We start from the raw sequence: 24841 nt of genomic DNA on the forward strand, positions 1-24841 counted from the left end.
CCATGGCCGCTCTCACCGTCCAGCAGATTCCGGGGGAAATGCTTCCGGAAGAAAAATGTGCAACCGCCCTGGATCACGGGGTGTTGATGGCCTTTCTGCTCTCTTTGCGGACCTCGGAATTTCCCATCACGCCGGGCCAATTGATCGATGTGCATCATCTCTTGCTGGGGTGGTATGCCCGGTTTCCCCTGCCATCGGCGGATGAACTGGCTGGGTTGATTGCCCCCCTGCTCTGCTCTTCGCCCGGGCAGCAGGATGTTTTTCATGCAAAATTTCTGCAATGGCATCAAAGTCAGGCCAAACCTTCATTGGCAGAACCGCCACGGGTTGCTGAAACCAGGCCACATGAACCTGCACAAGCCCAAGCACCGGCAACAGCAAAGACACGAAACAAAAAGATCATTTTGATTCTGTTGGGGATCCTGCTGCTGATCCTGGCCTTTTTGGGTTGGCAATATTATCCAGAGATTAAAAAATTTATTTCAAAATCAGTAAATTACAACCAGGACGTCCTGCTGAAGAACAAGGCCGATTTCCCCAACCCATCCCCTGCTCCTGATACCGTCCCGAACAAATCAAAACAAACCCGTGTCATTCAATTGACGAGTGACTGGCACGAGCATCCTTGGCGATGGGTTTTGGTCTTCCTGCCACTGCTCGGCCCCTTGCTGTGCCCAATCTGGATACGTATTCGTCAGGCTGTTCTGGTCAGAAAATATACGCTGCATAACCCGGAGACCCGGAATGTTGACCTGACCCTGGGCAAACAAGATTCATTGGTGGGAAACTGGTTGGACCAGACAATTTTTTTCCTGCGTCGCCATGACAGCGCAACCACCACCCTGCTGGACGTTCCCCGCACGGCAGAAAATTTTATCAAAAAATCGGTTGATTTTATTCCAATTTTTTGTCAGAAAGCCACAAAGGCCGAATATTTGATCCTGGTGGAAACCCGTTCCGAAGATGATCTTCTGAAGGAGTTGGCAAGCCAACTCTACAAAAAAATGTGCCAGGAGGAGCTTCACGTTCAATTGTATGGTTTTTCGGGAAACCCTCGTTATCTACAAGCCCTGGGCGGTGATGCTGTCGGAGAAAACAAAGAGTTGCACGATCTGGTTGGCAGCCATGGCAGGTGCCGATTGTTGTTGATCAGTGATGGCCGCACGCTGTTTCTTCCTGGCAGCACGCGGCTTTTTTCCTGGTGTCGTTTGTTTGATACCTGGGCTTTCCGGGCCATCCTCACCCCCAATCCACGCAAAATCTGGGGCAGGTTTGAGCAGCAACTGCACGAATCCGGATTTTTGGTCGCACCTGCCACCTCCAGGGGCATGGTATGGTTGGCCAACATGTTGGCCCGGGATGGTTTTATCGATCAGGAAAATAATAAGTTTCAAGAAAACATTGAATCCGATACTGCCGGTCCCTATCCCCACCTGCTGCATCTGTTCCCTGGCCGTTTCGAATCGCACCTGACCCCCAATCCCGATGAAATTCGCTCATTGATCAGACAATTGCGAATTTATCTGGGGCCAAAGAACATGGCCTGGTTGGGAAGCCTGGCCGTGTTTCCCCTCTTGAAACCCACTTTGACCTGGTGGCTGGGTCAACAATTGCAGGATCAAAACAAACAGTCCCTGGCTGGAGAATCCGGTTTCCTGCAACTGGCCCGACTTCCCTGGTTTCGCAAAGGTTCCATGCCGGATTGGTTGCGCCTGGCGCTTCTTGAAACCCTTCTCCCTCACCTGGAACAAGAGACCAGGAATCAATTGCAATCCATCCTCCTGGGCAGACGCGAGTCGCAAAAAACACCTGATCTCACCCTGAATGTGGCTCCACCAGCCTCTCAATGGCAGGATATTTTTCAGGGTCTGCTCCGTCGGCAACCAGAGGAGAGTATTTTGCGGGAGCAAATATTTCTCGACTTCATGCTGGGTCGCCCCATGCCTCGCCTGGGTGTGGCGGTCTCTCGTTCTTTCAGCGAGGTGTTGCGGGCCAATAAAACGTACTTTTCTTTTTGCTCGACTGTCATCCTTGTCTCTTTTGCCCTTGGCATGGGACTTTGGTGGGGCTACGGACTTTGGCAGGACCACTCATTAAAAAATAAACAATTGATCAGCATGGAGTTTGTGTCCATTCCTGCCGGGTGTTTCCAGATGGGGTCGCCGGATTCGGAAAAAGATCGTGATACCGATGAAGGCCCGGTGCATCAGGTCTGTCTGGATGGATTTGAGATGGGTAAGCATGAGGTCACTCAGGAACAATGGAAGGCAGTGATGGGTAACAATCCATCGAATTTTTCGTCCTGTGGAGATGAATGCCCTGTCGAGAATGTGTCCTGGAATGATGCTCAAAAATTTATTCAAAAATTGAATGCGCGTGGAGTCGGGAAATTTCGCTTGCCAACAGAGGCCGAATGGGAGTATGCAGCACGGGCCGGCACATCAACCCCATTCTGGTTTGGCGATACGATCCATACAAACCAGGCAAATTATAATGGGGATTATGTTTACGGCAAGGGCAAGAAAGGAATATATCGAGAAAAGACAATGCCAGTTGGGTCATTTCCTGCCAATGGATTTGGCTTGCATGACATGCATGGAAATGTTTGGGAGTGGGTGGAAGATTGGTATTGTGAAAAATTTTATGAAACGAATGAGGCGCGAGAGTGGAACCCATTATGCAAGAATAATGCCAGCGGCAATCGCGTTCTTCGCGGCGGCTCCTGGAACAACAATCCCGGGAACCTGCATGCTGCCAGTCGCAACTGGAACTGGCCGGATGATCGGTTCGGCATTATTGGCTTCCGTGTGGTCCATTCCGTCTCTCCCCAGGACTGAATTACCCTTTTCTTTTGTTCTTCATGATGAAAGATAGGTTGGTTTGACACCAATACCCACCTACCCCCAGAAAGAGAGTTCTGGACATCTGCGTTAAAGACCGCACAGAAATACGAAAGCGGAGGATGGAACGGAATAAACGTTACTACAATGACGCACTTGAAGATCACCTACGACCCTGCCAAACGGAACAAGACCTTGACCGACCGTGGAATTGACTTCCTTGACGCTGTTGAAGTATTCGGCAGTCGCACCATTGATTCTCCTGATGATCGACATCATTATGGTGAAGTGCGCATTGTCACAGTGGGTCGGTTGCGCGGACGCATGGTGGTTGTGGTTTGGACTCCCCGTGGCGACGTTCGCCACATTATTTCGATGAGGAAAGCCAATGAGCGGGAACAATCGCGTTTTGGGCAGCGACTTGGCAAAGATTGACGCCCACGTCATCACCCGCGAAGAGTATGAAGAAATACCGGAACTCTCGGATGATTTCTTCGAGCGGGCGGACGAATACGTTGCTGGCAAACTGGTTCGCCGTGGTCGCCCCACTGGCAGCGGCACGAAAGTCTCCACCACCGTGCGTTTCGATGCCGATGTCATTGCGGCCTTTCGTGCCACCGGCAAGGGTTGGCAGACACGAATGAATGCCGCCCTGCGGGATTGGTTACAGTCGCATTCACCAGCTTGATATGAAGTTTTATTGTCCATACCCCGCGAATATCGCCAGGCAGGTGACCAGACAGTCGGCAGATTAAGCAATAACAGTGCCAAATATTACATACCTGCCACGGGAAGTGGCCTTTATAAACTTCCTGGGCAAAGAACAAGTCCAGATCCTGGCCCAAAATGCCCGAGCCGCCGCCGAAAAGGCTGGCCTCTCAACAGCCACTCTTTCCATAGTGGACCTGGCCACCCTGCGCAATTATACCGGCCTTACCCAAACCCATACCGGCGAACGCAACCATCAACAGATCAATCGTGCCCTGCGCAACGAAAACCGCGCAGAACTGATCCGTCTGGCACCCCTCATTGCCACCCTGGAAGCCGCCCTGGCCAAATTGCCCAACCATGTGGGCGACGTGGTGCGTGCCACCGATCTACCCGAAAATGTCGCCAATCACATCGTGCCGGGAGGTACCTACAGCGACGCCGGATTCATGAGTACAGCCATTGGCGAAACCGGTTTCAAAGGCAAATACATGTTTTACATCAAATCCAGGACCGGAAAATGGATCGAGCCGTTTTCTTTCTACCCGGAACAGAAAGAAGTGTTGTATCCTCCGGAAAAAGAGTTCACAATCAAGGATGTCGAGGAAGGCTTGAATAACAAGATCAAGGTATGGTTGGAGGAGGTGTAATATGAAATTTGGCCCTGATCCCAACATGACCGAAGAGACCAGACAATGGATTGAAAGCACCAGACCAATAATAGACAGAATCCTTCAGAATCAAGAAACCAACCCCGCTGGTTACTTCAAAGGCGAAAAAACGCTGGGCGGCAAATTTTATCCCCCCGGAGTCAAACCCCCGCCAACCCTCTGGGAACAAATGAAAGCCTCCGGGGAAATCGAGTATTGAATCCCTTGGATCGCCGTGAAATCAAAATATTGCCCACCACCCTGGCCAATCAGATTGCCGCCGGAGAGGTGGTGGAACGTCCGGCATCCGTCGTCAAGGAGCTGCTGGAAAACAGCCTGGATGCCGGGGCAACCCGGATCGAGGTGCGCATCGAACAGGGCGGACGCAAACTGATCCAGGTGACGGATAACGGTTGCGGCATGACCACCGAACAGGCCCGCCTCTCCCTGGAGCGCCATGCCACCTCCAAAATCAGCAGCGTGGAGGATCTCTTCCAGATCCGCACCCTGGGATTTCGCGGCGAAGCCATCCCGTCCATCGGGTCGGTCTCCCATATGGACCTGGAGAGCCGAGTGCCGGAAGAGAGCGATGGCGTGGCCATTCTGATCCGAGGCGGCCAAATCGAAGAAACCCGCCGCACGGTGCTGCCACCCGGAACCCGGGTCACGGTCCGCAATCTGTTTTTCAATACCCCGGCCCGGTTGAAATTTCTCCGCTCGGATCGTACCGAAGCCACACATGTCACAGACCTGGTGTTGCGACTCGCCCTGGGTCACCCGGAGGTCGGGTTGCACCTCATGATCGATGGCAAATCCAGCGTCGAAATTCGTGCCGGCAGCGATGAACAGCCGACCCGTATCCGCTTGGCAACCGTATTTGGCAAGGATTTTCCGGACAATTGCCTGGAATTTGCGGGGGGCAACGATTTTCTGCGCCTGTTTGGCTGGCTGGGATTGCCGTCCCAGAACCGGGCCAATGCCTCGGGGATTCACCTGTTCGTCAATGGTCGCTGGGTGCGTGACCGGTCAATCCAGCATGCAGCCCGGGAGGCCTATGGCGATACCCTGCCCAGGGATCGACATCCGGTTTTGGCGCTGTTTTTGGACGTGCCCCCGGATGCCGTCGATGTCAACGTCCACCCGACCAAGCAGGAAGTCCGCTTCCATCAAGGCAATTTTATTTATACAACCGTGCGCCGCAATCTGGCGGATGCCCTGGCCTCCCTGAACAGACACACCGGAATTGCGCCGGGATCCGGACAGCACCGGATCAACCCATCCCCGGACACACCCATTCTGACAGGCCAAACCCAGGGCGACATCCTTCAGGCCGGCCAACTCCCGGGTCCCCCCCCGCAGGTTGGCCTACTCCTGGGACAACCCTTTCGGGCTGACCAGCCCCCCAACGAACGCATTATCGCCACCCTGCCGGCTGCCGTCAGTCGCCCGGTCTACTGGGAGGAGACCGGAAAGATTCCAGCCCGGCAGGCAGGCCAGGAGACCCAACCCCCAGTCATGATCCCGGCCCGGGATCCGGCAGAATTCCTGTCATCCACCGGCCTGTCATCTACCGGCCTGTCACTCGAAGGCCTGTCACCCGCCGACGATCCGGCAGAACCCCGCCACCCCCATACCAGCACGCAACCCCAACCAACAATGGGTGAGTCATTGGGTATACCCCTGGCCCAGATTCACGGCACGTATATCCTGGCCCAGACTCCTGACGGCATTGTTCTGGTGGATCAACATGCGGCCCATGAACGGATCGTCTACGAAACCCTGAAAAAATCCTACGCCACGGCAACCACCAAACGACAGATTCTGCTCATACCCGATGTGCTGGAGCTGTCCCCAGCCGATGCCGGGCGTCTGCGCGACATGCTGCCGGAGTTGGCCCGGATGGGCGTGATTGTGGAACCTTTTGGCGAACATGCCTTTCTGGTCCGGGAACTGCCGACCATGCTGGCCACCACCGAGTCCGGCAAACTGATCCTGGACATCATCCACGATCTGGACCGTTTTGGCAGCAGCACAGCCGTGGAACGACGGCATGAAGCCATCCTGACCTCCATGGCCTGTCATGGTTCCGTGCGGGCCAACCGGCGACTCAACAGGGATGAAATGGATGCCCTGCTCAGGCAGATCGAAGCGACCCCGCTTGCCGGCCAGTGCGGCCACGGGCGTCCGACCTACATCAAAATGTCCCTCAACGAACTGGCCAAGCTGTTCGGAAGACACTGACCATTGCAGTGTCATGGCTATCAACAAACGAACCGGGCTGTCCAGATGAGACTAAAAATTCAGGGTGATGGTTTTTTTGGTTTTGGTTTTCGTCTCTTCGATTTGCAGACGCAGCTGATAGGCCTGGGTGGCCTCTGCCGGGAAGAACAACATGCCATAACTGATCATGCCTGGTTGAATGGCCCGATGCTGCAACGACTTTTGTGCCATGTCATCCTGGATGCGGTCGATTCCCTCCTGGTTGACGGCACCTTCGACGCCGCCAGCCAGTCCACCCAGGGCGATACCGGCAGCCGCTCCCTTGCCAGCCGATTCCAGCACATTCTTGTTGCTGACGATACCGATGGCGGCACCGGCCAGGGCACCGGCAGCCATGCCCAGAAAACTGCCGTAGGCACCTTTTTCAAACATTTCCTTGGTTTTGGTATATTTCTGGGAACGTTCCTGGACAAACTTGCCATCCAGGATGGGCCACATGGCACCTCCAATTCCCACCAGAAAGGTCTGCGCATCCACGATATGGATGGCATTTTCGCCTTGATTGTCGAAAACGACCTGCACCGGCAACATGCCTGCCCCGATGATGTCAAATCCGAATTTTTCCTTGGCAATATCCGGATTGAAGAAAGGCTCAGAGCCGATGACGGTATTGAATACCCGCTGGTGATTGGGGTACGAATCGGGAGCGCGGAAAGAGACGGGGGTTGCCTTGTACGCCGTCGAACACCCCACCGGCCCGGCGGCCAGCAGGGAGAGTGCCACAAAAGCCGTAAAAAATCTTTTCATGGTCGGAACCGGAACACAGTCAAAAGGATTGCCGTAACCCTCTCTCTAGCAGATTCCTCGCCCTTCGGCAAGAGATTCTCCACGCAACCGAGGCCGGACCAGGATCCATGAACCGGTGGTTTGCGGGGAAACAATTCCCCGACAAACCACCGATTCAAAAGGATTCAAGCATGACAAAAGCAACCGATACTCCTGTCATGCAGCAACGCCAGCAAACCCGGGTCAGGCCAGGCCCGGCATTTCTGCAACATCAGCGACGTTTCCAAACCTCTTTGCTGATGAAATCTTCACCTTGTTCAATGCACTGGCCTTTCCAGCCAGTTGTTCCATCCGGCTCCATGACGCAAACGGTTGGTTTTTTGCCTTCGGCAAAGGCGGCGGCCAGCATGTTACCCATTTGAATGGCGATACCCAAATATTTGCCTTCAGAGTCTTGATAGTTGATCTGGAAGGCCTCACCCTTCTTACTGATGATGGCAACGCCCTCGTAAGGGCTTTTATCGACCGCATTGACGCCGGACACATTGTAGCTTCCTACAGCAACTGCCTGGGCAGCAGGGGCAGCGGCAGGTGCAGCAGCGGCAGGTGCGGCAGCGGCGGGTGCGGGTGCGGGTGCGGCAGCAGCAGGTGCAGCAGCGGCAGGTGCAGCAGCGGCAGGTGCATCAGCAGCAATGGCCAGGGAAGGCAACACGGAACAAAGACCCAACGACAGAACAGCCGCGATGGAGCCGAGTCGGCATTTTTTAAGATTCGACATGAGAAAATCTCCCAATGATTGCGGTGTAGACAAGACAGATCGGAAATATACACAAGCCGGCGAGAGGGTATATTCAATTTACGAGAAAGTCAATATCCAGGTGGCGTGAAATGAATGCCATCCGGTGGATACCAATAAAATTCATTTCTTAATTTTCTGGATTAACTCACGATATCCTCCCCCCTCGTTATTTGCTTGCTTTCAATCCAGCAACAAATATAGGATGCGGAAATCTCGTTACCTGCTTTCATGCAAAGGGAGCCTGAACATGTTGATTCGAAACATTATTCTTATTCCGATGCTTGCAATCATGCTGGCCGGCACGGCGTGGGCCGAGGCCAAACAGGATTTCAACCTCACCAATCGCACTGGATACGTCATTGACAAGGTCTTTGTCTCCCCAACCCATCAGGAATCCTGGGAATCCGATGTCCTCGGTCGCGACACCCTCAGCGACGGCGAAACCGTCGCGATCCATTTCAGCCGTAGCAATAAATCATGCAATTGGGACCTGATGGTTGTTTATGATGATGGCGAAAAAGCCATCTGGGAAGGTATTGACCTGTGTACCGTCTCCAGCATCACCATCAGATGGAACAAATCTACCGGTGTCACCAGTGCTGCCTTCGATTGATGTGATTGACCCTCACGTCAGTCAACAACGTGCTTGCATGCTGCGCAAACCATGGCAGAGGGGGAAATCCTTCCCCCCTCACTTATGCAGTAAACCTGTTCAAGTCACTCTCGAATTCTTGTTCTGGTCATTTTGAGATTCTGATTGTGCCTGGCCTATCCGTTCTGGCCAATGCGGAATTTTGGCAGAACCGTTTTTCCGGGAACAGCCCGAAACAAACTCAGATGATTTTTTTTCGCAGTTAATCAGTTCATGATTTTTAATGAGTTCATGATTTTCTTCATGTAAACATCAACCAATTCTTTCGATTTTTTATCATATAATAAATCGGCTGAGACAATCAATTCTTTCTCAACGATTGATTTTCGGTAAAAAATTTTACCATTCAAAAATCCTGAAACAACAAACCAGTTTCCTTTCAATGTTTTATATGTAATCTCACCGCCTTTATTAATATAATCACCCACGACATCATTATATAATTCACTTGGAGACTTATCGAGAGCATTATAAATTCCAGATGCGGTCAGCAATATTTTTTCGTCACCGGATGAAAATACCACTCCATCATTATTATCAGATTCAAACTTTTGTGACAATATATTTGATGGATATTCTATTTCAAAATTAAATCTGTCATTGTAATATTTTTTATAGTATTTAATTGTATTGCCAGACGTGTTGAGTATTTTACTGTCTGCTTCTGCTTCTGCTTTTAATTTTCCGGGATAGAACGTCACAGTCGAAACAATCATGACCAATAGAATGAATTTAGAAAATACATTGTCTGGACAGGATATGTTTCCTGATTTTATGATCGTTTTGGCATGGATCATGGCCATGAGATTCACCCTCCCGGAGATGGCTGACGGCGAAAGAACAGCTTTTGTCCATCACTGATAATGGTACCGGTGACGGATTGATTATTGTTGAGCCACTCGGAGGTCACGGCAATATCCAGACTTTGGTTACCCTGGGCGTCCCGGGTACCTTTTCCCTGCAAGGTCAACCCATCGGATGCCAGACGCACATTGTCGAAACGAATCCGCCCATCAAAAAAATTCAAGGTGGCGGAGGCCATTTTCCAGTAGAACGATTTTCCTTCTTGAAACAAATTCTGTCCATCCACCAGATTATTGGTAAAAACGGCACCATCCAGGCCGACCAGCCGGCCAGGTTCCAGGCGCAGGTTGGCCTGTCCTGACCACGTTCCCTCTGGCAACAACCGCTTATCAAGCTGTCCCCAAAAATCACCCTGACCGAAGAGAAGTCCTTCCAGTCGGATGGGAGCGGCAGCTTTGGTCTCCGCCAGCCGGTTCAGCAAGGAATCCGACGGCGGCGACACGTTCAGAAAACGCTCAAAAGCCACCCCGGAGATACCCAGTCTGGCATGGAAAACCGGAAAGGGGTCCGAGTGCAGAATCTGGATGGCACCGTCCAGGTTGCCATTGGCAACCCGCAGACGCAGATCAGAAAATTCCCAGGTCATCCGGGAAATTTGCACCGGGGTTGAAAACGACTCCATGACCAGGGGACCCAGACGACTCTTGCCACCTTGCAGAGTACCCTGGATTTGCCAACCAATCTCTGCTGGTCGCGTCAAGTGCAGGTTCATGGCCACCAGACCGTCTCCAGACCACTCCTTGATGTCGTGCAAAACGGGCAGAAGATTATGCATATCCCAGGTGCCGACCAAAGAGAGATCCGGTTGCGGATGCAGTTCTCCCCGCATGGTCAACAGTTCGTTCTCTTCTCCCTGTATGACCGTTTCCAGACTGGAAGTGACGGCATCTTGATGGTTCAGGGACAGCGCAATTTTCAGGGGAGTTCCCACAGGTTTATGAATGCTGTCGCGCCACAGGAGGTCGGTCTGGGTCAGATTCAGCTTGCCGGTCAGCACAAAGGCAGCTGGCCAAACACCCTGAATGTGCATGCTACCCTCAAGAGAACCTCCTGCCGACAAGGAACCGACCGACCATGGAATCCCTTCCAAGGCCAGGGAGTTCATGGTGGTTCCTTCAAGATCGAGAACAAAATGATCCTCGTACCGGACGGTTCCCTTGAGATCCAACAAAGGTGAATCATTCAAGAACAAATAAAATTCCTGGAAAGTGGCCTGGGGAATCAAGTCTTCCATCTTGAGTATGGACTTTTGTCGAATGGCCACATCCATACTGACCGGTGGTGTTTCTTTCCGGGTGGTCAGTGGGGTATGATTCTGTCCGGCAAGAGGTGCCTCTTTCCGGGCTGTTGCAGCAGGATCCTTGGGAGGGGGGGAAGCCAGAATATCCTTCCGGATCTGATCGGGTCGTTCGTTGAGCAGGGCCACAAGAAGATTCTTCCTGGCCGACGGTGAAGGCGTCTTGCGGTTTGCCGGGAAAAATTCCAAACGGTGCAATTCCAGCCAGGAGTTGGTCTGCATGCCATGCAGGAGTTTGCCGTGGACCAGGGTGGAAAAGTAGCCCCGTTCAGCGCGGGCATTGAGGTGAAGTTTGTTCAATATGGCGGTGAGATGATCTGGACGACTCGATTTTCCCTCCACACTGAGCAACAGAGGCATTTCCAGGGGATTGAGAGACATGGGCAGAGGTCCGATCTGACCATGGGCGGTAAAAGGAATGGATTGCACCAGGGCTGAACCACTGATGGCTGATGCCCGTTGGGGAGTCAGATTGTGGATCTGTATCTGGATATGATCCATCACCCAATTCCGTTCGTCAGGTTGTTCCTGGTTTTTCAGCCGGAGCGTTCCGTCGCGAATGACAACCCGTCCCAGGGTCAGGTCAGTCAACGCCAGACCCAGGGTCCTGGACATGTTGGCATTGCTCCACCGGGCACCATCCCTGGCCCGGTTCAACAGAGGCCGGTCGGAACGCTGGACAAGGTTGATCTGGGGATTAACCAGCATGACCGAAGTTACTTTGATTTTTGATGTAAACAGAAAACTCCAATCCAGTCCAACATAAATTTGTCCGACCCGCAACAGAGGCGGATCGGCGGGGTCAAATGATTTGACTTCCAGGGATTTCAGTTCCAGGCGCAAACCTCCTGCCGGGGCAAGCTCGACGGCATCGATGGAGACCGGATAACCAAGAATGACTTCCAGGGTGCGGACAATGTAGGGGCGATATTGATCGGGATCGACGATGCGGGGTGCCAGGACCACGATGCCCCCCAGGAGGAAGGCAAGAACGGCCAACAGGATCGCACTGTTGCGCGTCATCCGGACAGTTTATCCTTGAGCAACTGGTTGACCATGGCCGGATTGGCCTGTCCCCTGGTCTCTTTCATGATCTGTCCGACAAAAAATCCCAGCAAACGGGTCTTGCCAGCCCGGTATTGCATCACTTCCTGGGGATTGCTGGCCAGGACCTGTTCGACTATGGCTTCGATGGCACCGCTGTCACTGACCTGTTGCAGTCCCTGGGCGGCAATAATCTTTTCGGGGGGATCGCCGGTGGTGAACATGGTCCCGAAAACCTGCTTGGCCATTTTGCCGGAAATGGTACCTTGGCCGATCAGGCCAATCAAGCGTCCCAACTCCTTGGCGGCCACGGGCGAAGCGCTGATCTCCCTGTTTTCCTTGTTGAGAAGACCCAGCAGCTCCACGGCAACCCAATTGGCGGCTGCTTTGGGATTGTTGGCTGTGCCGGCGACCTCTTCATAATAATCGGCCACATCACGGGCAGCGGTCAGCACGGCGGCATCATACGCGGAGAGGCCATAGTGCGTCTGGAAACGTGCCTGCCGGGCATCGGGAAGTTCGGGAAGGGTGGCTGCCTGGGCGGCGATCCGTTCCGGGGTGATGTGCAGGGGCGGCAGGTCCGGTTCGGGGAAATAACGGTAGTCGTTGGCTTCCTCCTTGCTGCGCATGGAACGGGTGACCTCTTTTTCGGCATCCCACAACCGGGTCTCCTGCACGATCCGTCCACCACTTTCCAACACATCGATATGGCGCTCTGCCTCATGGTCGATGGCCCGCATGACATTCCGGATTGAATTGAGATTTTTCAATTCACAGCGGGTTCCGAACGGCTCCTGACCCCGGGGCCGAACCGAGACATTCGCATCACAACGGAAGGAGCCTTCCTCCATATTGCCGTCACACACTTCCAGGTAACGGACAATACTGCGCAATTTTTTCAAATATTCCCCGGCCTCGGCGGCGGAACGCAAATCCGGTTCCGAGACAATTTCCATCAGGGGGACACCGGTCCGGTTCAAATCCACCCAGGAGGCTCCGGCAATGCCTTCATGCATGTTTTTGCCGGCGTCCACTTCCATGTGAATGCGGGTGATGCCGATGATTTTTTCCTGATCTGCGCCTGTTGCAATACGCACCTGCCCCCCGGAGACAATGGGCAGTTCATACTGGGTGATCTGGTAACCTGCCGGCAGGTCCGGGTAAAAATAATTTTTGCGGGAAAATTCGCTGTGAAGATTGATGGCTCCCGCAATGGCCAGACCGGTGCGAATGGCCATGTTGACCGCTTCCTGGTTCAGGACGGGCAGCACGCCGGGAAAGGCGGCACACACCGGACAGATTTGCGTATTGGGTTCTGCCCCGAAACGGGTGGCACAGCCGCAGAAAACCTTTGACCGGGTGCGCATCTGGGCGTGGATTTCCAGGCCGATGACAATTTCATATCCGGGATGCGTAGCCATGTCCATTCATTTCCAGTGCCTGTTGGGGAGTCCCCATCATTCCCTTGTTTGCCAACACCTTGGGTCCCGAGAGGTCCACCGCATCAGCGGCTTCACGTTCGGCACACGCAAGCACACGGACTCTCACCGCTGACCGAGCCGAGCTAAAACCACAGCCAATGAATCAGCCGTTATCTTTCCCGCTTCATATCTTGAAATGCGTGATTCCGCCTCCTCTGACCACAGTGCATCAACTCCATTTTCATCGAAACGCACGGTGGTAGAGACCTTCGTTCCACTCCCGGCGGGACGACCACGGCGAATCAGTTGGTTGCCCATGTATTCGTCCGCCTCTTCGAAAAAAGCATCTGTCAGTTCCGGGGCATCATCCGGGTCAATCCACTCTGTTGCCGTATTTGGCGTGTTCCCGTTCATTAGCTTTCCTCAACGAAGTGATGCGACGGATCGTAGAGGATTTTCATGCTCGCCATTGTCGTAACGTTTATTTGGAGATGCCAACACGCAATGTCTCCATGATCTCAGGTTGATCATGCCGCCAATCGGACACCAAATCAACCCCTGGCAGCAAAGCCTTTGGCTACAGGCTTTGGCCACCGGGGTTGATCATGCTGAACCTGCTGCGGTTGATCAGGTCAATTGCCTTCTGGGCATGCTTCCGTGTTTTTCGAGTCTGAAAAAAGCGATGGATTGGGTCAACATGTCGGCTTGCGAGGCCAGTTCTTCGGCAGTTGCGGCCAGTTCCTCGGAAGAGGCCGAGTTCTGGTGGACAACCTGATCAAGCTGCTGAATGGATTGGCCGATATCTGAAATTCCTTCGCGCTGCATCCTGCTGCACTCGGCGATTCCTCGAATACGCTCCGCCGTATCTTGAATATCAGGCACCAGTTTTTCGATGATGGTTCCGGCCTGTTCGGAAACGCTGACGCTGGATGCGGAGAGTTGGCTGATCTCTCCGGCGGCTGTTTGACTGCGTTCGGCCAGTTTTCTGACTTCGGCGGCCACCACGGCAAAACCTTTGCCATGTTCACCGGCCCGGGCTGCCTCGATGGCGGCATTCAGGGCCAACAGGTTGGTCTGGCGGGCAATCTCTTCAATGATACCAATTTTTGAAGCAATCTCCTTCATGGCCCTGACGGCCTCGATGACGGCCTTGCCTCCCTTGGCGGCATCCTCCGCAGCTTTCAAGGCGATGGTTTGTGTGGAATTGGAACTGTCTGTATTCAACTGGCAACTCCCCGTCATCGAATCCAGGGCCATTTTGGTCGTGTCCAGAGAAGCCGACTGTTCGGTCGTTGCCTGGGCAAGACTTTGTGCAGATTCCGAGATGGCCCCACTGCCCAGGGAAACCTGTTCCGCCGCAACCGAAACCTCTCCCAATATTTTTTGAAGGTTTTCCACCATGTTCATGATGGACTGATTGATGCCGGTGGTTTTTTGGGCCACGTCAACCCGCATGGTCAAGTCTCCAGATGCCACCCTGGAAGCCAGTTCGGCAATGGCTTTTGGTTCGCCACCGACCTGTTTCATGATCATGCGAATGATGGCTGTTGCCAAGCCAATCGCTACAACCAGGACCGAAAGCAATAACCAGATTGCCCAACGGATTGCAACAGTACGGGTGGAATCGAACAATTCGTCCGCAGCATGGGCTTCCTTCAGCATGGAAGCTGCAATTATTTCAACATCATCCTTCAGTTTTGCTCGTTGACCATCCAGCTCCCCGTCCAATCGATGCAATTGATCCTCCGCACCTCCCGCTTCCACTTTGGAAAGATTTGAAACAGCAGCAAAATAATCCCCACCGACACGAGCCAGATAATTCCGGTATTGTGATGCGACCTTTTCGGACTGGGAGCGCTCCTCTGGAGTGTCCGCCAGGGATGCCAATGCCGACAGATCCTTGTCCATCTGCTGTTTGGCTTCATCCAAGGCTTTTCGCGATTCATCCAGCTTGCGGTTGATGGCAGCATCGGCGGCAATGGCATACACCCGTTCGGCCTGTTGGGAAATCCCTTCAATGGCCAGTGCATCCTTGAAACGTTTGGCACCCTCATCCTGCAACCTGGCCAGATCGGACATGATCACAATCTGATAAACAGCCGATGCCGCAAACAGGCCCACCACGAGCAGGAACGAACTCATAACCTTGGTACCAAGACGCATATTGGAAATATTCATATGACCCCCCCTTTCATGTTTCCCCTCTCATGAAGCTATTGTTTCAATATCAAAATTCGCGTTTATTCAACTCAAACGACAATCAGGATGGTACCCAGATGCCCCCCTTTGGGATTGACAATCTCCAAAAAAACAGCAGAATCCCGGATTCGATTCGTCTATGGACGTATCAGCATGGACAGGAAGCGTGCAGCAACGAGGAACAAACTTGGCGTGGAAAATAATCTTTTAGACTCTGTTAATCAAAGGTCAAACTTGATGCAGATCAAGATTTCCGCCTGTCTGCGTGCATAAGTGAGGAAATCGGCCAATGATTCAATCAGATCAGATGGATCGAGACCGCATGATCACCAAAATCGGCGAGCGGGCCGAAGCGCTGTACGGAGAGGGATTGTGCTGCTCCGAATCGATCTTTCTGGCCGTTGTGGAGTCGCTGGGTGAAAACCCGGATGTTGCCCGAACGATGGTTCCGGTAGCCAGTGGCTTGTGTGGAGGCATGGGTAACCGCAATGCCACCTGCGGTGTGTACACCGGGGGAGCCGTGGCGATTGGCCTGCTCAGAGGCCGCTCGTCACCCCTGGACAAGGACAAGCTGACCCGGACCCTGACAGCCCGCTTTCAGGAACAGCTGCTGGCCGAGGCGGGTGCCCTGCGTTGCCAGGATCTGCTCGACAAGTTCGGGCCAATCCGCAACATTGGCAAGCGTCTGTGCCGCAAGCTGACCCGGCAAGGGGCGGAAATTCTGGCTAAAACTATTCTTGAATCGAAATAATAATAAAATAATTTCAACAACCATATCTCACGACCGATAAATCTCTCTGCGGTGGCCTACCGTAATGACAACAACTACCAACCGTTTGTCATGGATATGGCACAACAGGCGATAATTGCCGACACGATAGCGCCACCACCCGACTTTGTCACCTTTGAGCGCTTCCCCAAAATGACGCGGATTTTTGCATCCATCTATCCGCTCGGCAAGGTAGTCCAAAATCCGGGTCCTTACCAAAAAATCCAACTTGAGAAGCTGTTTCTCGGCAACTTCGCCAATTTCAACCGTCCAGCCCAAGTTCTTTCCTGATCTGGGACAGTGGTTTGCTGGATCTGGTTTCGGCCAACGCGCCTTCTGCCAACGCCAAATCTTCCTCGTCTTCCAGCATCCTTGAAACGGCCTGTCGCACCAGGTCACTCTTACTGCGATGCCGAGACTTGGCCAAAGCTTCCAACTGCAACTCCATTTCAGAATCCAATCTGACCGCCAACATAACGACACCCTCCGTATAACAGTGTATGACGCGAGAATCTCACTCGCATGGGATGGATGTCAAGCAAAAACTGATCGAAAGTGCAATACTCAAAAGAAAACATATCCCCCCGGATTCCCTCTTTCCAGGCCATGCAAGGAAAGAGGGAATGTCTGGGGGGGATCCAGTCACATCAATCAGGCACCGAGGCGTTTTTTGTATTCGGCGACCTGTTTGCGCATGCGTTCGGGCAGGCGGCTGCCCACCTTGGCCATATAGTTATCCAGGTCTTCCAACTCCGCCTTGAAAGCCGCAGGATCGACTTTCAACAACTCGGCCAGATTTTCCTTGGATATGTTGAGTCCGGTCATGTCCAGGTCTTCGGGTTTGGGCATGAGGCCGATGGGGGTTTCCACGGCACTCCGTTTGCCTTCCACCCGTTCGCACATCCATTTGAGGACGCGGGCATTGTCACCGAAACCGGGCCAGAGCCACTTGCCGGCATCATTTTTCCGGAACCAGTTGATATAAAAGATGGCCGGGGCTTTGCTGCCGAGACGGTCACCCATGTTGAACCAATGCTGCCAATAATCGCCGACGTTGTAGCCGCAGAAGGGCAACATGGCCATCGGGTCACGCCGCAGGGATCCCTTGACATCGAGGGCGGCGGCGGTGGGTTCGGAAGCGGCGGTGGCTCCCATGAACACACCATGATCCCAGTTCATGGCCTGATGGACCAGGGGCATGACCCGGGTCCGACGACCACCGAAGATGAAAATGTCGATGGGCACCCCTTCCGGATTTTCCCAGTCGGAGCAGATGGTCGGGCACTGGTGGGCCGGTGCGGTAAACCGGGCATTGCCATGCGCACCCGGCTCCTTGGAGGCCGGGGTCCACTCACGCCCTTTCCAGTCGATACCATGTTTGCATTCCGTTTCCATCCCTTCCCACCAAACGTCCTTGTCATCGGTCAGCACGCAGTTGGTGAAGATGGCGTTGGCCCGGATGGACTCCATGGCCATGGGATTGGAATTTTTGCTCGTACCGGGAGCGACACCAAAGAAACCGGCTTCGGGATTGATGGCATAGAGGCGACCATCGCCGCGAATTTTCATCCAGGCAATGTCATCGCCGACACACTCGACTTTCCACCCCTGAATGGTGGGTTGCAACATGGCCAGGTTGGTTTTGCCGCAGGCGCTCGGGAAGGCGGCGGCGACATGAAAACGCCGACCTTCGGGATTGGTCAGGCGCAAAATCAACATGTGTTCGGCCATCCACCCCTCGTCCCGGGCCTGGGCCGAGGCAATGCGCAGGGCGAGACACTTTTTGCCGAGCAGGGCATTGCCGCCGTAGCCGGAACCATACGACCAGATCAGGCGTTCTTCCGGAAAATGGGCGATATATTTTTTCTCGATGGGGGCGCAGGGCCATTTGCCGTTGTCTTTTTCCCCCTTGGCGAGCGGCTTGCCGACGGAGTGCAGGCAGGGAATGAACTCGCCGTCGGCTCCGAGCGTCTCGATGACCTTGGTGCCAACCCGGGTCATGATATGCATGTTGGCGACCACATATGGACTATCGGTAATTTCCACCCCGATTTTGGCAATCGGCGATCCCACCGGTCCCATGGAAAATGGAATGACATACATGGTGCGGCCATGCATGCAGCCGTTGTACAGGCCGCGCATGGTCTTCTTCAACTCTTCCGGATCGATCCAGTTGTTGGTCGAACCGGCATCCTCTTTTTTCCGGCTGGCAATGTAGGTACGATCCTCGACCCGGGCCACGTCGGAGGGATCCGAACGGAACGCATAGCTGTTGGGACGCTTGGATTCATTCAGCTTGGTGGCCAGTCCGGCATCCACCAACAATTTCATCATGTTGTCGTATTCAGCCTTGGTCCCATCGCACCAGACCACAGTATCGGGTTGGCACATGGTCCGAACCTCTTCAACCCAGGCGAGCAATTTGGCGTTTTTCGTCATCATGAGTACCTTTCCTGGAACCAATTATTGGGTGGAGCGACAGGCGCATGAAAGATGCCGGTCCCGTTAATCCGCACACAAGGACCGTTGGCAGAAAATTTTCACTTTCAGTTGGATCCTGTGAGCAGGCACAAACTTCTAAGTTCTACCAGTGATTTTTAATCTTGTCAAGGAAGATTGGCAAAGACCACACTTTGTTACGGGATTTTTACATTTTGGTTCGGAAGAGTCCAGAAAATATTTCAATCATGGCCAGAATTTGAATAATCCGAAGGATTGAGTACCTTGCCAACAGCGAACAGGATGCCAACCGCACAGAAACATCCGGCAATTTTGCACCAGCAACAGAATTGCATCCGCTCAGAAACATCCGGCAAATTTCCTGCGGCAGACGGGCATTCGACCGCTCAGGAGAATCCGGCAAACTTTTCAATTGCAGCCAGAATGTTGGGCACATCCTCAGGACCGACGGCGTGAAACATCTCCCCCCCCGGGGCAATGCGTACATTGGGTCCCTTGGCACATTCACCAAAACAGGAAATCAGCTTCACAGGAATGGGCCAGTGACGTTGGGCAATGGCATCGACCAACAGAGTGACCAATGCCTGACTGCCCCGCTGACCACAAGAAGGATTTGACGATGAAATTCGCTCCTTGGTACAAACCAGCAACATGACTTCCCGTGAATTCGGCAAAGAACCGGTCATGACGCACTTTCAAAGCCAGATTTGGATGGTTGGTGATGAATGCATCCCGTTCTGGCTTGTGCCTGGATCCGGGACCCAGGCAAGCCACGAACGGGTACACTCCCCTCCATCCTGATGTTGCGCTCGACCGAATTGTCAAGTCACAACAAATTATTTCATGGTTCCAGGTTGGTGGATGTCACATCCGGATCGGGATGCGTGGCTGGTTTGCCGGCCTGGGACTTTTCCTCCTCGGCATCCACCAGATCGCGTGGTGAAATCGTCTCGGAGCGGGTTCCAAAGACCTCTTCCATGAACACGCGGGAAAGATTGGCCTTGATCTCTTTTTCCACATACTGAAGCGAACGCAAAGTGCCTGTTGTGGAAATGGAGACAGAATCCCGCACCACCCGGGCGGATGATTCCACCAGGGTACCAAAATCCATGGTACCGGTGTTGGTCATTTTCGGCTTGGGATCCAGGGCGGTCTGGGGCGTGGATCGAATTTCCATGCTGGGTTTCTCCGTCAGGGGGGTGGAATCCTGCTTGTGGGCGAGACCACCCCGGATTAGTATGAAATCTGAATGCCCTGTCACTCCTGATCGGCAAAAACCAGCGCCGGAATAAGCGATCCATGTTGAATTTTCTCAACCGACTGGGTGTCAACGAGCAAGTCACTCTCTCCGGTATCGCAATCCTGATTGGCATCATGGTGGGTTACGGATCCATTCTGTTCCGTCGTCTGATCGAATTGTTTCAATTCTTTTTCATGGGAAGCGGCGACGAGGATGTCGTCACCGTGCTGTCGGGGCTTCCCTGGTGGCACATTTTATTGATGCCGGTTGTGGGTGGGTTGATCATCGGTCCCCTGGTGCATTTTTTTCTGCCGGGTGCCCGGGGTGATGGCGTGCCAGAGGTGATGGCCGCCGTGGCCCTGCGGGGTGGCAAAATCAATCCCAAGGATGGTCTGGGAAAAATCATCGCCTGCGCCCTGTCAATAGGCAGCGGCGGCTCGGTGGGCCGTGAAGGTCCCGTCGTCCATCTGGGAGCCACCATCGCTTCCTGGTTTGGTTCATATCTTCAGATGACCACCAAACACATGCGCACCATGGTCGGCTGCGGGGTCTCCGCCGGCATCGCCGCATCCTTCAATGCCCCCATTGCCGGGGTGATGTTCTCCCTGGAAGTGATCATGGGTGACTACGGTCTGACCACCTTTTCACCCATCGTCCTTTCCGCTGTGATCGCCACCGTGGTGGCCCGGGTCCATCTGGGCGATTTTCCGGCCTTCATTGTCCCACACTATACCCTGGTCTCCGCCTGGGAAATTCCGGCCTATGTCGGTCTGGGACTTGTGTGCGGCCTGACCGGCATCCTGTTCATGCACACCCTCTTCAAATCCGAAGACCTGATCCATAAAATTCCCATTCCCATCTATCTCAAACCCATGCTGGGCGGCTTTGTCGTGGGTCTCATCGCCCTGTTGTATCCGCAGATCATGGGGGTCGGCTACGACACCATGAACCATGCCCTCCAGGAAGAGATGCTCGGCATGCTGATGCTCACCCTGGTGTTCGTCAAGATTGTCGCCACCGCGATCACTCTGGGCAGTGGTTTTTCCGGAGGAGTGTTCACGCCCAGCCTGTTTCTGGGAGCCATGGTCGGAGGGGCCTACGGGACCTATGCCCACTCCCTCTTTCCCGCCCTCTCCGCCGGTCCGGGTGCCTATGCCCTGGTCGGCATGGGGGCCATGTGTGCCTCGGTTCTGGGGGCACCCATCACCTCCATTCTGGTCTTGTTCGAATTGACACGCGACTACAGAATCATGCTCGCCTTGATGGTCTCCTCGATCGTGGCCTCCCTGCTCATCAACCAGATCTATCGTCATTCGGTTTTCACCCGTGCCCTGAGCCGCAAGGATATCCACCTCCACGCCCAGCACGAAGCCAACCTGTTGCGGGACATTCCCGTGGGTGCCATCATGCGCCCCCCCTGTCCCATCGTCGCCGACACCACAACCATCCACCAGATCAAGGAGATGATCCACCACACCCGGGAAGAGTTTTTCCTGGTCAAGGAAAACAGCGACACCATCAAGGGCACCATCTCCTTCCGGGAAATCCGGGGCGTGGCCTTCCAGGAGGATTTGGAATATCTTGTCCTGGTCCGGGATATTCCAATCCAGAAAATTCTGACTGTCGTCCCCACCGATGATCTGTTTGAAATATTTCAACGCATGGGTACAGCCGGCATCGAACAGGTGGTGGTGGTTTCGCAAATCAACCCGTCCCAGGTATTGGGCATCCTGACCAACCATGACGTGATCCGTGCCTATAACAAGGCGCTTATGGGACGCGACTCCGGACATGGGCAGAAATAGAAACAGGCACTTTCCCCCATGAATGACAATCACCCCGTTCTGGACGACCTCAATCCACCCCAACGGGACGCAGTCTTGTTCCGGGATGGTCCCTTGATGGTTCTCGCCGGTGCCGGCTCCGGAAAAACCAGGGTTTTGACACGACGTCTTGCCTGGCTGGTCCTGGATCAGGCCTGCCGGATCGAAGAGATCCTGGCCGTCACCTTCACCAACAAGGCCGCCCGCCAAATGCGGGATCGGGTGGCAGAACTCCTCGCCGAACGTGCCCCCCTGCACAGTGGTCGCCTGTGGATCGGCACCTTCCATGGACTGGCGGCCCGTATCCTGCGCAGGCATGCTGAAACACTCGGTTTTACCAGTGACTTTACCATCCTGGACATGGCCGACCAGAAACGCCTGATCAAGGGATTGGTCGAACAATTGAATTATCAAAACAGTTATTGGACACCGGACCGGCTGGCCAACTCGTTTTCCCGCTGGAAGGATGATGGACTCGGGCCGGACGAGATTGGCGAAGAGCAGGTGCGCATTCCGCGTGACCGGGATGCGGTTCGCTCCTTTTATCAAAACTATCAGGATGCCCTGCGCCGCACCAACTGCATGGATTTTGGTGACCTGCTCCGCAACTGTCTCATCTTGTGGCAAAGAGAACCCGCCATTCTCGAAACCTACCAGAACCGTTTCCGGTATCTCCTGGTCGATGAATATCAGGATACCAATCTGGTGCAATATCGCTGGTTGCAGCAGTTGGCTGCCGTTCATCGCAATCTGTGTGTGGTCGGCGATGACGACCAGGCCATCTACAGTTGGCGCGGGGCACGTCTGGACAATATTCTGCGCTTCAATGAGGACTATCCAGACACCCGGGTCATTCGGCTCGAACAAAACTATCGTTCAACCGGGCATATTCTCCAGACCGCCGGTTCCCTGATCAGTCACAACACCGGGCGCATGGAAAAAACCCTTTGGACAAGCGGGCAGGATGGTGCCAAGGTCGATCACTATGTGGCCGAGGATGGCGATGACGAGGCCCGTTTCATTGCCGACGAAATTCACGGTCAGGTGCGGGATGGACACTATAACCGTTTTGCCATTCTGGTACGGACCAGTCACCAGACCCGTGCCCTGGAAGAGGCCTTGATGCGCCGCAACATTCCATATCAGATTGTGGGTGGTTTGCGTTTCATGGATCGGGCCGAGGTCAAGGATGCCATGGCCTATCTGCGCCTGGTCCATTCCAGCCTGGACAATCTGGCTTTCGAACGAATTCTCAATGTGCCGCATCGGGGATTGGGGGCTGTTGCCCTGGAAACCATCCAGAACACCGCCCGGGAACAGGGTGGATCTTTGCTGGATGCGGCCATCCATCTGCTCGGGGAAAACACCACCCTGGCGGCCCGCTCCCGCAAACCCTTGCAGGGCTTCGTCAATTTGATCCTGACCGCCCGCGAGCAGATGACCGCAGACCATCCCGGTAAAATTCTCGAATACATTCTGCTGGAATCCGGTTACATCCGGGCACTGGACCACGACGAGCGTCGTGCCGACAAACTGGAAAATCTCCAGGAATTGAAGAATGAACTGGGACGCCGTCCGGATTTGACCTCCTTCCTGGAGGATGCCGCGCTGATTACCGACATGATGGAGCATGCCGACACGCCGGAAGTTGGCGAGCGGGTTTTGATTTCAACCTTGCATGCGGCCAAGGGTCTGGAATTTTCCGTGGTGTTTCTGGCCGGACTGGAGGAGGACCTGTTGCCCCACAAACTGGCCATGGAAGGCGGACCTGCCGGATTGGAGGAAGAACGTCGCCTGGCTTATGTCGGCATGACCCGGGCCAGAGACAAGCTCTATCTGACCCTGGCCCGTCGTCGCTGGCTTTTCAATCGGCTGAATGTGTGTATTCCATCGCGGTTTCTGGAAGAGCTTCCCAGGTCGGTGTTGCATGATCGCAGTTTGCGTCTGCGGGTCAGAAGGGGTCCCGGGGGCGGGTTCAGACGCTGAAAAAGGGGATCTGTCCAGAACCCCTGCCCATGCAAATCCTTACGGCATACTTTTTTGTTGGATCGGCAGCTACTGCCGTTTGCCACGAGGTATCCGCAGAGGATTCCGGGCCTTTGAGTCAAGGAAATTCATTGGACACCCCCAGACAGGATCGAATATAATGTCGGCGGTGTATCATCTTGATCCCTACCTGCCAGGACATGCACCATGACCGGTCTTGCCTTTGATACCCTGAAATACACGAAGCGTCTCAAGGATGCGGGTGTTGCCGCGCCCCAGGCAGAAGTACAGTCCGAGTTTTTGGCCGAGATCTTGACCGAAAACCTGGCATCCAAAGAGGATTTGGCAAAATTGGATGCCAAAATGGAAATCCGGTTCAAGGAACTGGATTCCAAAGCTGATGCCAGATTCAAAGAACTGGATTCCAAAGCTGAAGCCAGGTTCAAAGAACTGGATTCCAAAGCTGATGCCAAGTTCAAGGATATTGATGCCAGATTCAAGGATATTGATACCAGATTCAAGGAGGTTGATACCAGGTTCAAGGAACTGGAAACCAAAATTGAAATCAGGTTCAAGGAATCGGACACCAAAGCTGAAATCAGGTTCAGGGAAATTGATACCAGATTCAAGGAACTGGAGACCGGATTCAAGCGGGATATCAAGGATCTGGAAACCGGATTCAAGCGAGACATCAAGGATCTGGACACCAAAATGGAAACCCGGTTCAAGGAACTGGAACTCCGCATGGTGATCAAGCTTGGGGCAATGATGCTGGCCGGCTTCGGTCTCATGGTGACTGCCAACCGCTTTTGGCCCATGACAGTCCAGTACGCTCCAACTCCTCCTGCCGTCCAGGACTCACGTATACCCTCAACCCCTCTCCCCGCCCAAACCATCCCGGGTACACCACCACATCTTCCCGCCCAACCCATCCCGGGTACATCACCACCTCACTGATGCTGTTGCCCGCTCCTGGTCCCCGTCCCTGGCGTGCTTCATGGCTCCTACTGGACTACAAGACAATGCTTGTGTACTGGTTCAGCGTGAATCCGACAAACGACCATCGCGGATAAGCTACTTTTC

22 protein-coding genes and 1 pseudogene are annotated in these 24841 nt (G+C 53.9%); 11 read left to right on the top strand and 12 right to left on the bottom strand.

Translation table 11 applies throughout. From position 1 onward, the window contains the following. The first annotated feature begins 2 nt into the window (after positions 1–2). The 6 genes from HQL65_09790 to mutL all read left to right on the top strand — a co-directional run bounded on the left by HQL65_09790 (position 3) and on the right by mutL (position 6439). On the top strand, positions 3–2837 hold the full coding sequence (locus HQL65_09790) for a formylglycine-generating enzyme family protein (GenBank protein ID MBF0136520.1): 2835 nt from the start codon (positions 3–5) through the stop codon (positions 2835–2837). Positions 2838–2996: 159 nt separating this feature from the next. After that, positions 2997–3275: a BrnT family toxin gene (locus tag HQL65_09795; protein ID MBF0136521.1), complete on the top strand. Its 279-nt coding sequence runs from the start codon at positions 2997–2999 to the stop codon at positions 3273–3275. Then, positions 3229–3528: a BrnA antitoxin family protein gene (locus HQL65_09800; protein ID MBF0136522.1), complete on the top strand. Its 300-nt coding sequence runs from the start codon at positions 3229–3231 to the stop codon at positions 3526–3528. Before HQL65_09795 ends, HQL65_09800 begins: the two co-directional genes overlap by 47 nt. Before the next feature lie 76 nt (positions 3529–3604). Beyond that, complete coding sequence (locus HQL65_09805; protein ID MBF0136523.1) at positions 3605–4198, top strand: hypothetical protein; 594 nt, start codon at positions 3605–3607, stop codon at positions 4196–4198. A 1-nt stretch (position 4199) separates the two neighbouring features. Continuing rightward, positions 4200–4418, top strand: coding sequence for a hypothetical protein (locus HQL65_09810; GenBank protein ID MBF0136524.1), 219 nt, complete (start codon positions 4200–4202; stop codon positions 4416–4418). Beyond that, positions 4415–6439: a DNA mismatch repair endonuclease MutL gene (mutL, locus tag HQL65_09815; GenBank protein MBF0136525.1), complete on the top strand. Its 2025-nt coding sequence runs from the start codon at positions 4415–4417 to the stop codon at positions 6437–6439. Before HQL65_09810 ends, mutL begins: the two co-directional genes overlap by 4 nt. A 51-nt stretch (positions 6440–6490) precedes the next feature. On the opposite strand, the gene HQL65_09820 is transcribed toward mutL, so the two are convergent. Both HQL65_09820 and HQL65_09825 read right to left on the bottom strand, forming a co-directional pair. Beyond that, the gene (locus HQL65_09820; protein MBF0136526.1) at positions 6491–7225 is read right to left on the bottom strand and encodes a glycine zipper family protein; all 735 of its coding nucleotides are present in this window, start codon (positions 7223–7225) and stop codon (positions 6491–6493) included. A 250-nt stretch (positions 7226–7475) separates the two neighbouring features. After that, positions 7476–7982, bottom strand: a complete 507-nt coding sequence (locus HQL65_09825) for a hypothetical protein (GenBank protein MBF0136527.1) — start codon at positions 7980–7982, stop codon at positions 7476–7478. Positions 7983–8250: 268 nt separating this feature from the next. On the opposite strand from HQL65_09825, the gene HQL65_09830 reads away from it, so the two are divergent. After that, on the top strand, positions 8251–8616 hold the full coding sequence (locus HQL65_09830) for a hypothetical protein (GenBank protein ID MBF0136528.1): 366 nt from the start codon (positions 8251–8253) through the stop codon (positions 8614–8616). A 245-nt stretch (positions 8617–8861) separates the two neighbouring features. Here the strand turns inward: HQL65_09830 and HQL65_09835 are convergent, their stop codons facing one another. The 5 genes and pseudogenes from HQL65_09835 to HQL65_09855 all read right to left on the bottom strand — a co-directional run bounded on the left by HQL65_09835 (position 8862) and on the right by HQL65_09855 (position 15459). Further along, entirely contained in the window at positions 8862–9458 is a 597-nt protein-coding gene (locus tag HQL65_09835) for a hypothetical protein (GenBank protein MBF0136529.1), read from the bottom strand. 5 nt (positions 9459–9463) lie between these two features. Further along, the gene (locus HQL65_09840; GenBank protein ID MBF0136530.1) at positions 9464–11839 is read right to left on the bottom strand and encodes a hypothetical protein; all 2376 of its coding nucleotides are present in this window, start codon (positions 11837–11839) and stop codon (positions 9464–9466) included. Further along, positions 11836–13281, bottom strand: coding sequence for an Asp-tRNA(Asn)/Glu-tRNA(Gln) amidotransferase subunit GatB (gatB, locus tag HQL65_09845; GenBank protein MBF0136531.1), 1446 nt, complete (start codon positions 13279–13281; stop codon positions 11836–11838). Before gatB ends, HQL65_09840 begins: the two co-directional genes overlap by 4 nt. Before the next feature lie 225 nt (positions 13282–13506). Further along, positions 13507–13695: pseudogene (locus HQL65_09850) on the bottom strand (hypothetical protein). A 213-nt stretch (positions 13696–13908) separates the two neighbouring features. Then, positions 13909–15459, bottom strand: a complete 1551-nt coding sequence (locus tag HQL65_09855; protein MBF0136532.1) for a chemotaxis protein — start codon at positions 15457–15459, stop codon at positions 13909–13911. A gap of 328 nt (positions 15460–15787) precedes the next feature. Here HQL65_09855 and HQL65_09860 point away from each other — a divergent pair, with 328 nt between their 5' ends. Beyond that, positions 15788–16231, top strand: a complete 444-nt coding sequence (locus HQL65_09860; GenBank protein MBF0136533.1) for a C_GCAxxG_C_C family protein — start codon at positions 15788–15790, stop codon at positions 16229–16231. Between the two features lie 27 nt (positions 16232–16258). On the opposite strand, the gene HQL65_09865 is transcribed toward HQL65_09860, so the two are convergent. The 5 genes from HQL65_09865 to HQL65_09885 form a co-directional block, all read right to left on the bottom strand. Next, complete coding sequence (locus HQL65_09865; protein ID MBF0136534.1) at positions 16259–16528, bottom strand: type II toxin-antitoxin system RelE/ParE family toxin; 270 nt, start codon at positions 16526–16528, stop codon at positions 16259–16261. After that, positions 16512–16724 (bottom strand): ribbon-helix-helix protein, CopG family, encoded by a 213-nt coding sequence (locus tag HQL65_09870; protein MBF0136535.1) that lies wholly within the window; start codon positions 16722–16724, stop codon positions 16512–16514. Before HQL65_09870 ends, HQL65_09865 begins: the two co-directional genes overlap by 17 nt. Before the next feature lie 176 nt (positions 16725–16900). Continuing rightward, the gene (locus HQL65_09875) at positions 16901–18688 is read right to left on the bottom strand and encodes a phosphoenolpyruvate carboxykinase (GTP) (protein MBF0136536.1); all 1788 of its coding nucleotides are present in this window, start codon (positions 18686–18688) and stop codon (positions 16901–16903) included. 407 nt (positions 18689–19095) lie between these two features. After that, a complete protein-coding gene (locus tag HQL65_09880) occupies positions 19096–19395 on the bottom strand; it encodes a (2Fe-2S) ferredoxin domain-containing protein (protein ID MBF0136537.1) in 300 nt (99 codons plus the stop codon). Positions 19396–19550: 155 nt separating this feature from the next. Further along, positions 19551–19886: a hypothetical protein gene (locus HQL65_09885; GenBank protein ID MBF0136538.1), complete on the bottom strand. Its 336-nt coding sequence runs from the start codon at positions 19884–19886 to the stop codon at positions 19551–19553. A gap of 122 nt (positions 19887–20008) precedes the next feature. Between HQL65_09885 and HQL65_09890 the strand changes: the two genes are divergently transcribed. The 3 genes from HQL65_09890 to HQL65_09900 all read left to right on the top strand — a co-directional run bounded on the left by HQL65_09890 (position 20009) and on the right by HQL65_09900 (position 24715). Further along, entirely contained in the window at positions 20009–21754 is a 1746-nt protein-coding gene (locus tag HQL65_09890) for a chloride channel protein (GenBank protein MBF0136539.1), read from the top strand. A gap of 18 nt (positions 21755–21772) precedes the next feature. Then, positions 21773–23758, top strand: coding sequence for a UvrD-helicase domain-containing protein (locus HQL65_09895; GenBank protein ID MBF0136540.1), 1986 nt, complete (start codon positions 21773–21775; stop codon positions 23756–23758). Between the two features lie 207 nt (positions 23759–23965). Continuing rightward, positions 23966–24715, top strand: a complete 750-nt coding sequence (locus HQL65_09900; protein MBF0136541.1) for a hypothetical protein — start codon at positions 23966–23968, stop codon at positions 24713–24715. Positions 24716–24841: the final 126 nt, after the last annotated feature.

The organism is Magnetococcales bacterium (genome assembly GCA_015228935.1).
GTDB lineage: Bacteria > Pseudomonadota > Magnetococcia > Magnetococcales > DC0425bin3 > HA3dbin3.

What these genes read in the sequence shown, in the direction of transcription:
- HQL65_09830 (MBF0136528.1), top strand. Translation starts at nt 8,251, where the DNA reads ATGTTGATTCGAAACATTATTCTTATTCCGATGCTTGCAATCATGCTG.
- HQL65_09885 (MBF0136538.1), bottom strand. Translation starts at nt 19,886, where the DNA reads ATGGAAATTCGATCCACGCCCCAGACCGCCCTGGATCCCAAGCCGAAA.
- HQL65_09870 (MBF0136535.1), bottom strand. Translation starts at nt 16,724, where the DNA reads ATGTTGGCGGTCAGATTGGATTCTGAAATGGAGTTGCAGTTGGAAGCT.
- HQL65_09875 (MBF0136536.1), bottom strand. Translation starts at nt 18,688, where the DNA reads ATGACGAAAAACGCCAAATTGCTCGCCTGGGTTGAAGAGGTTCGGACC.
- HQL65_09860 (MBF0136533.1), top strand. Translation starts at nt 15,788, where the DNA reads ATGGATCGAGACCGCATGATCACCAAAATCGGCGAGCGGGCCGAAGCG.
- HQL65_09900 (MBF0136541.1), top strand. Translation starts at nt 23,966, where the DNA reads ATGACCGGTCTTGCCTTTGATACCCTGAAATACACGAAGCGTCTCAAG.
- HQL65_09880 (MBF0136537.1), bottom strand. Translation starts at nt 19,395, where the DNA reads ATGACCGGTTCTTTGCCGAATTCACGGGAAGTCATGTTGCTGGTTTGT.
- HQL65_09835 (MBF0136529.1), bottom strand. Translation starts at nt 9,458, where the DNA reads ATGGCCATGATCCATGCCAAAACGATCATAAAATCAGGAAACATATCC.
- HQL65_09890 (MBF0136539.1), top strand. Translation starts at nt 20,009, where the DNA reads ATGTTGAATTTTCTCAACCGACTGGGTGTCAACGAGCAAGTCACTCTC.
- HQL65_09895 (MBF0136540.1), top strand. Translation starts at nt 21,773, where the DNA reads ATGAATGACAATCACCCCGTTCTGGACGACCTCAATCCACCCCAACGG.
- HQL65_09800 (MBF0136522.1), top strand. Translation starts at nt 3,229, where the DNA reads ATGAGCGGGAACAATCGCGTTTTGGGCAGCGACTTGGCAAAGATTGAC.
- HQL65_09840 (MBF0136530.1), bottom strand. Translation starts at nt 11,839, where the DNA reads ATGACGCGCAACAGTGCGATCCTGTTGGCCGTTCTTGCCTTCCTCCTG.
- gatB (MBF0136531.1), bottom strand. Translation starts at nt 13,281, where the DNA reads ATGGCTACGCATCCCGGATATGAAATTGTCATCGGCCTGGAAATCCAC.
- HQL65_09825 (MBF0136527.1), bottom strand. Translation starts at nt 7,982, where the DNA reads ATGTCGAATCTTAAAAAATGCCGACTCGGCTCCATCGCGGCTGTTCTG.
- HQL65_09790 (MBF0136520.1), top strand. Translation starts at nt 3, where the DNA reads ATGGCCGCTCTCACCGTCCAGCAGATTCCGGGGGAAATGCTTCCGGAA.
- HQL65_09810 (MBF0136524.1), top strand. Translation starts at nt 4,200, where the DNA reads ATGAAATTTGGCCCTGATCCCAACATGACCGAAGAGACCAGACAATGG.
- HQL65_09855 (MBF0136532.1), bottom strand. Translation starts at nt 15,459, where the DNA reads ATGAATATTTCCAATATGCGTCTTGGTACCAAGGTTATGAGTTCGTTC.
- HQL65_09820 (MBF0136526.1), bottom strand. Translation starts at nt 7,225, where the DNA reads ATGAAAAGATTTTTTACGGCTTTTGTGGCACTCTCCCTGCTGGCCGCC.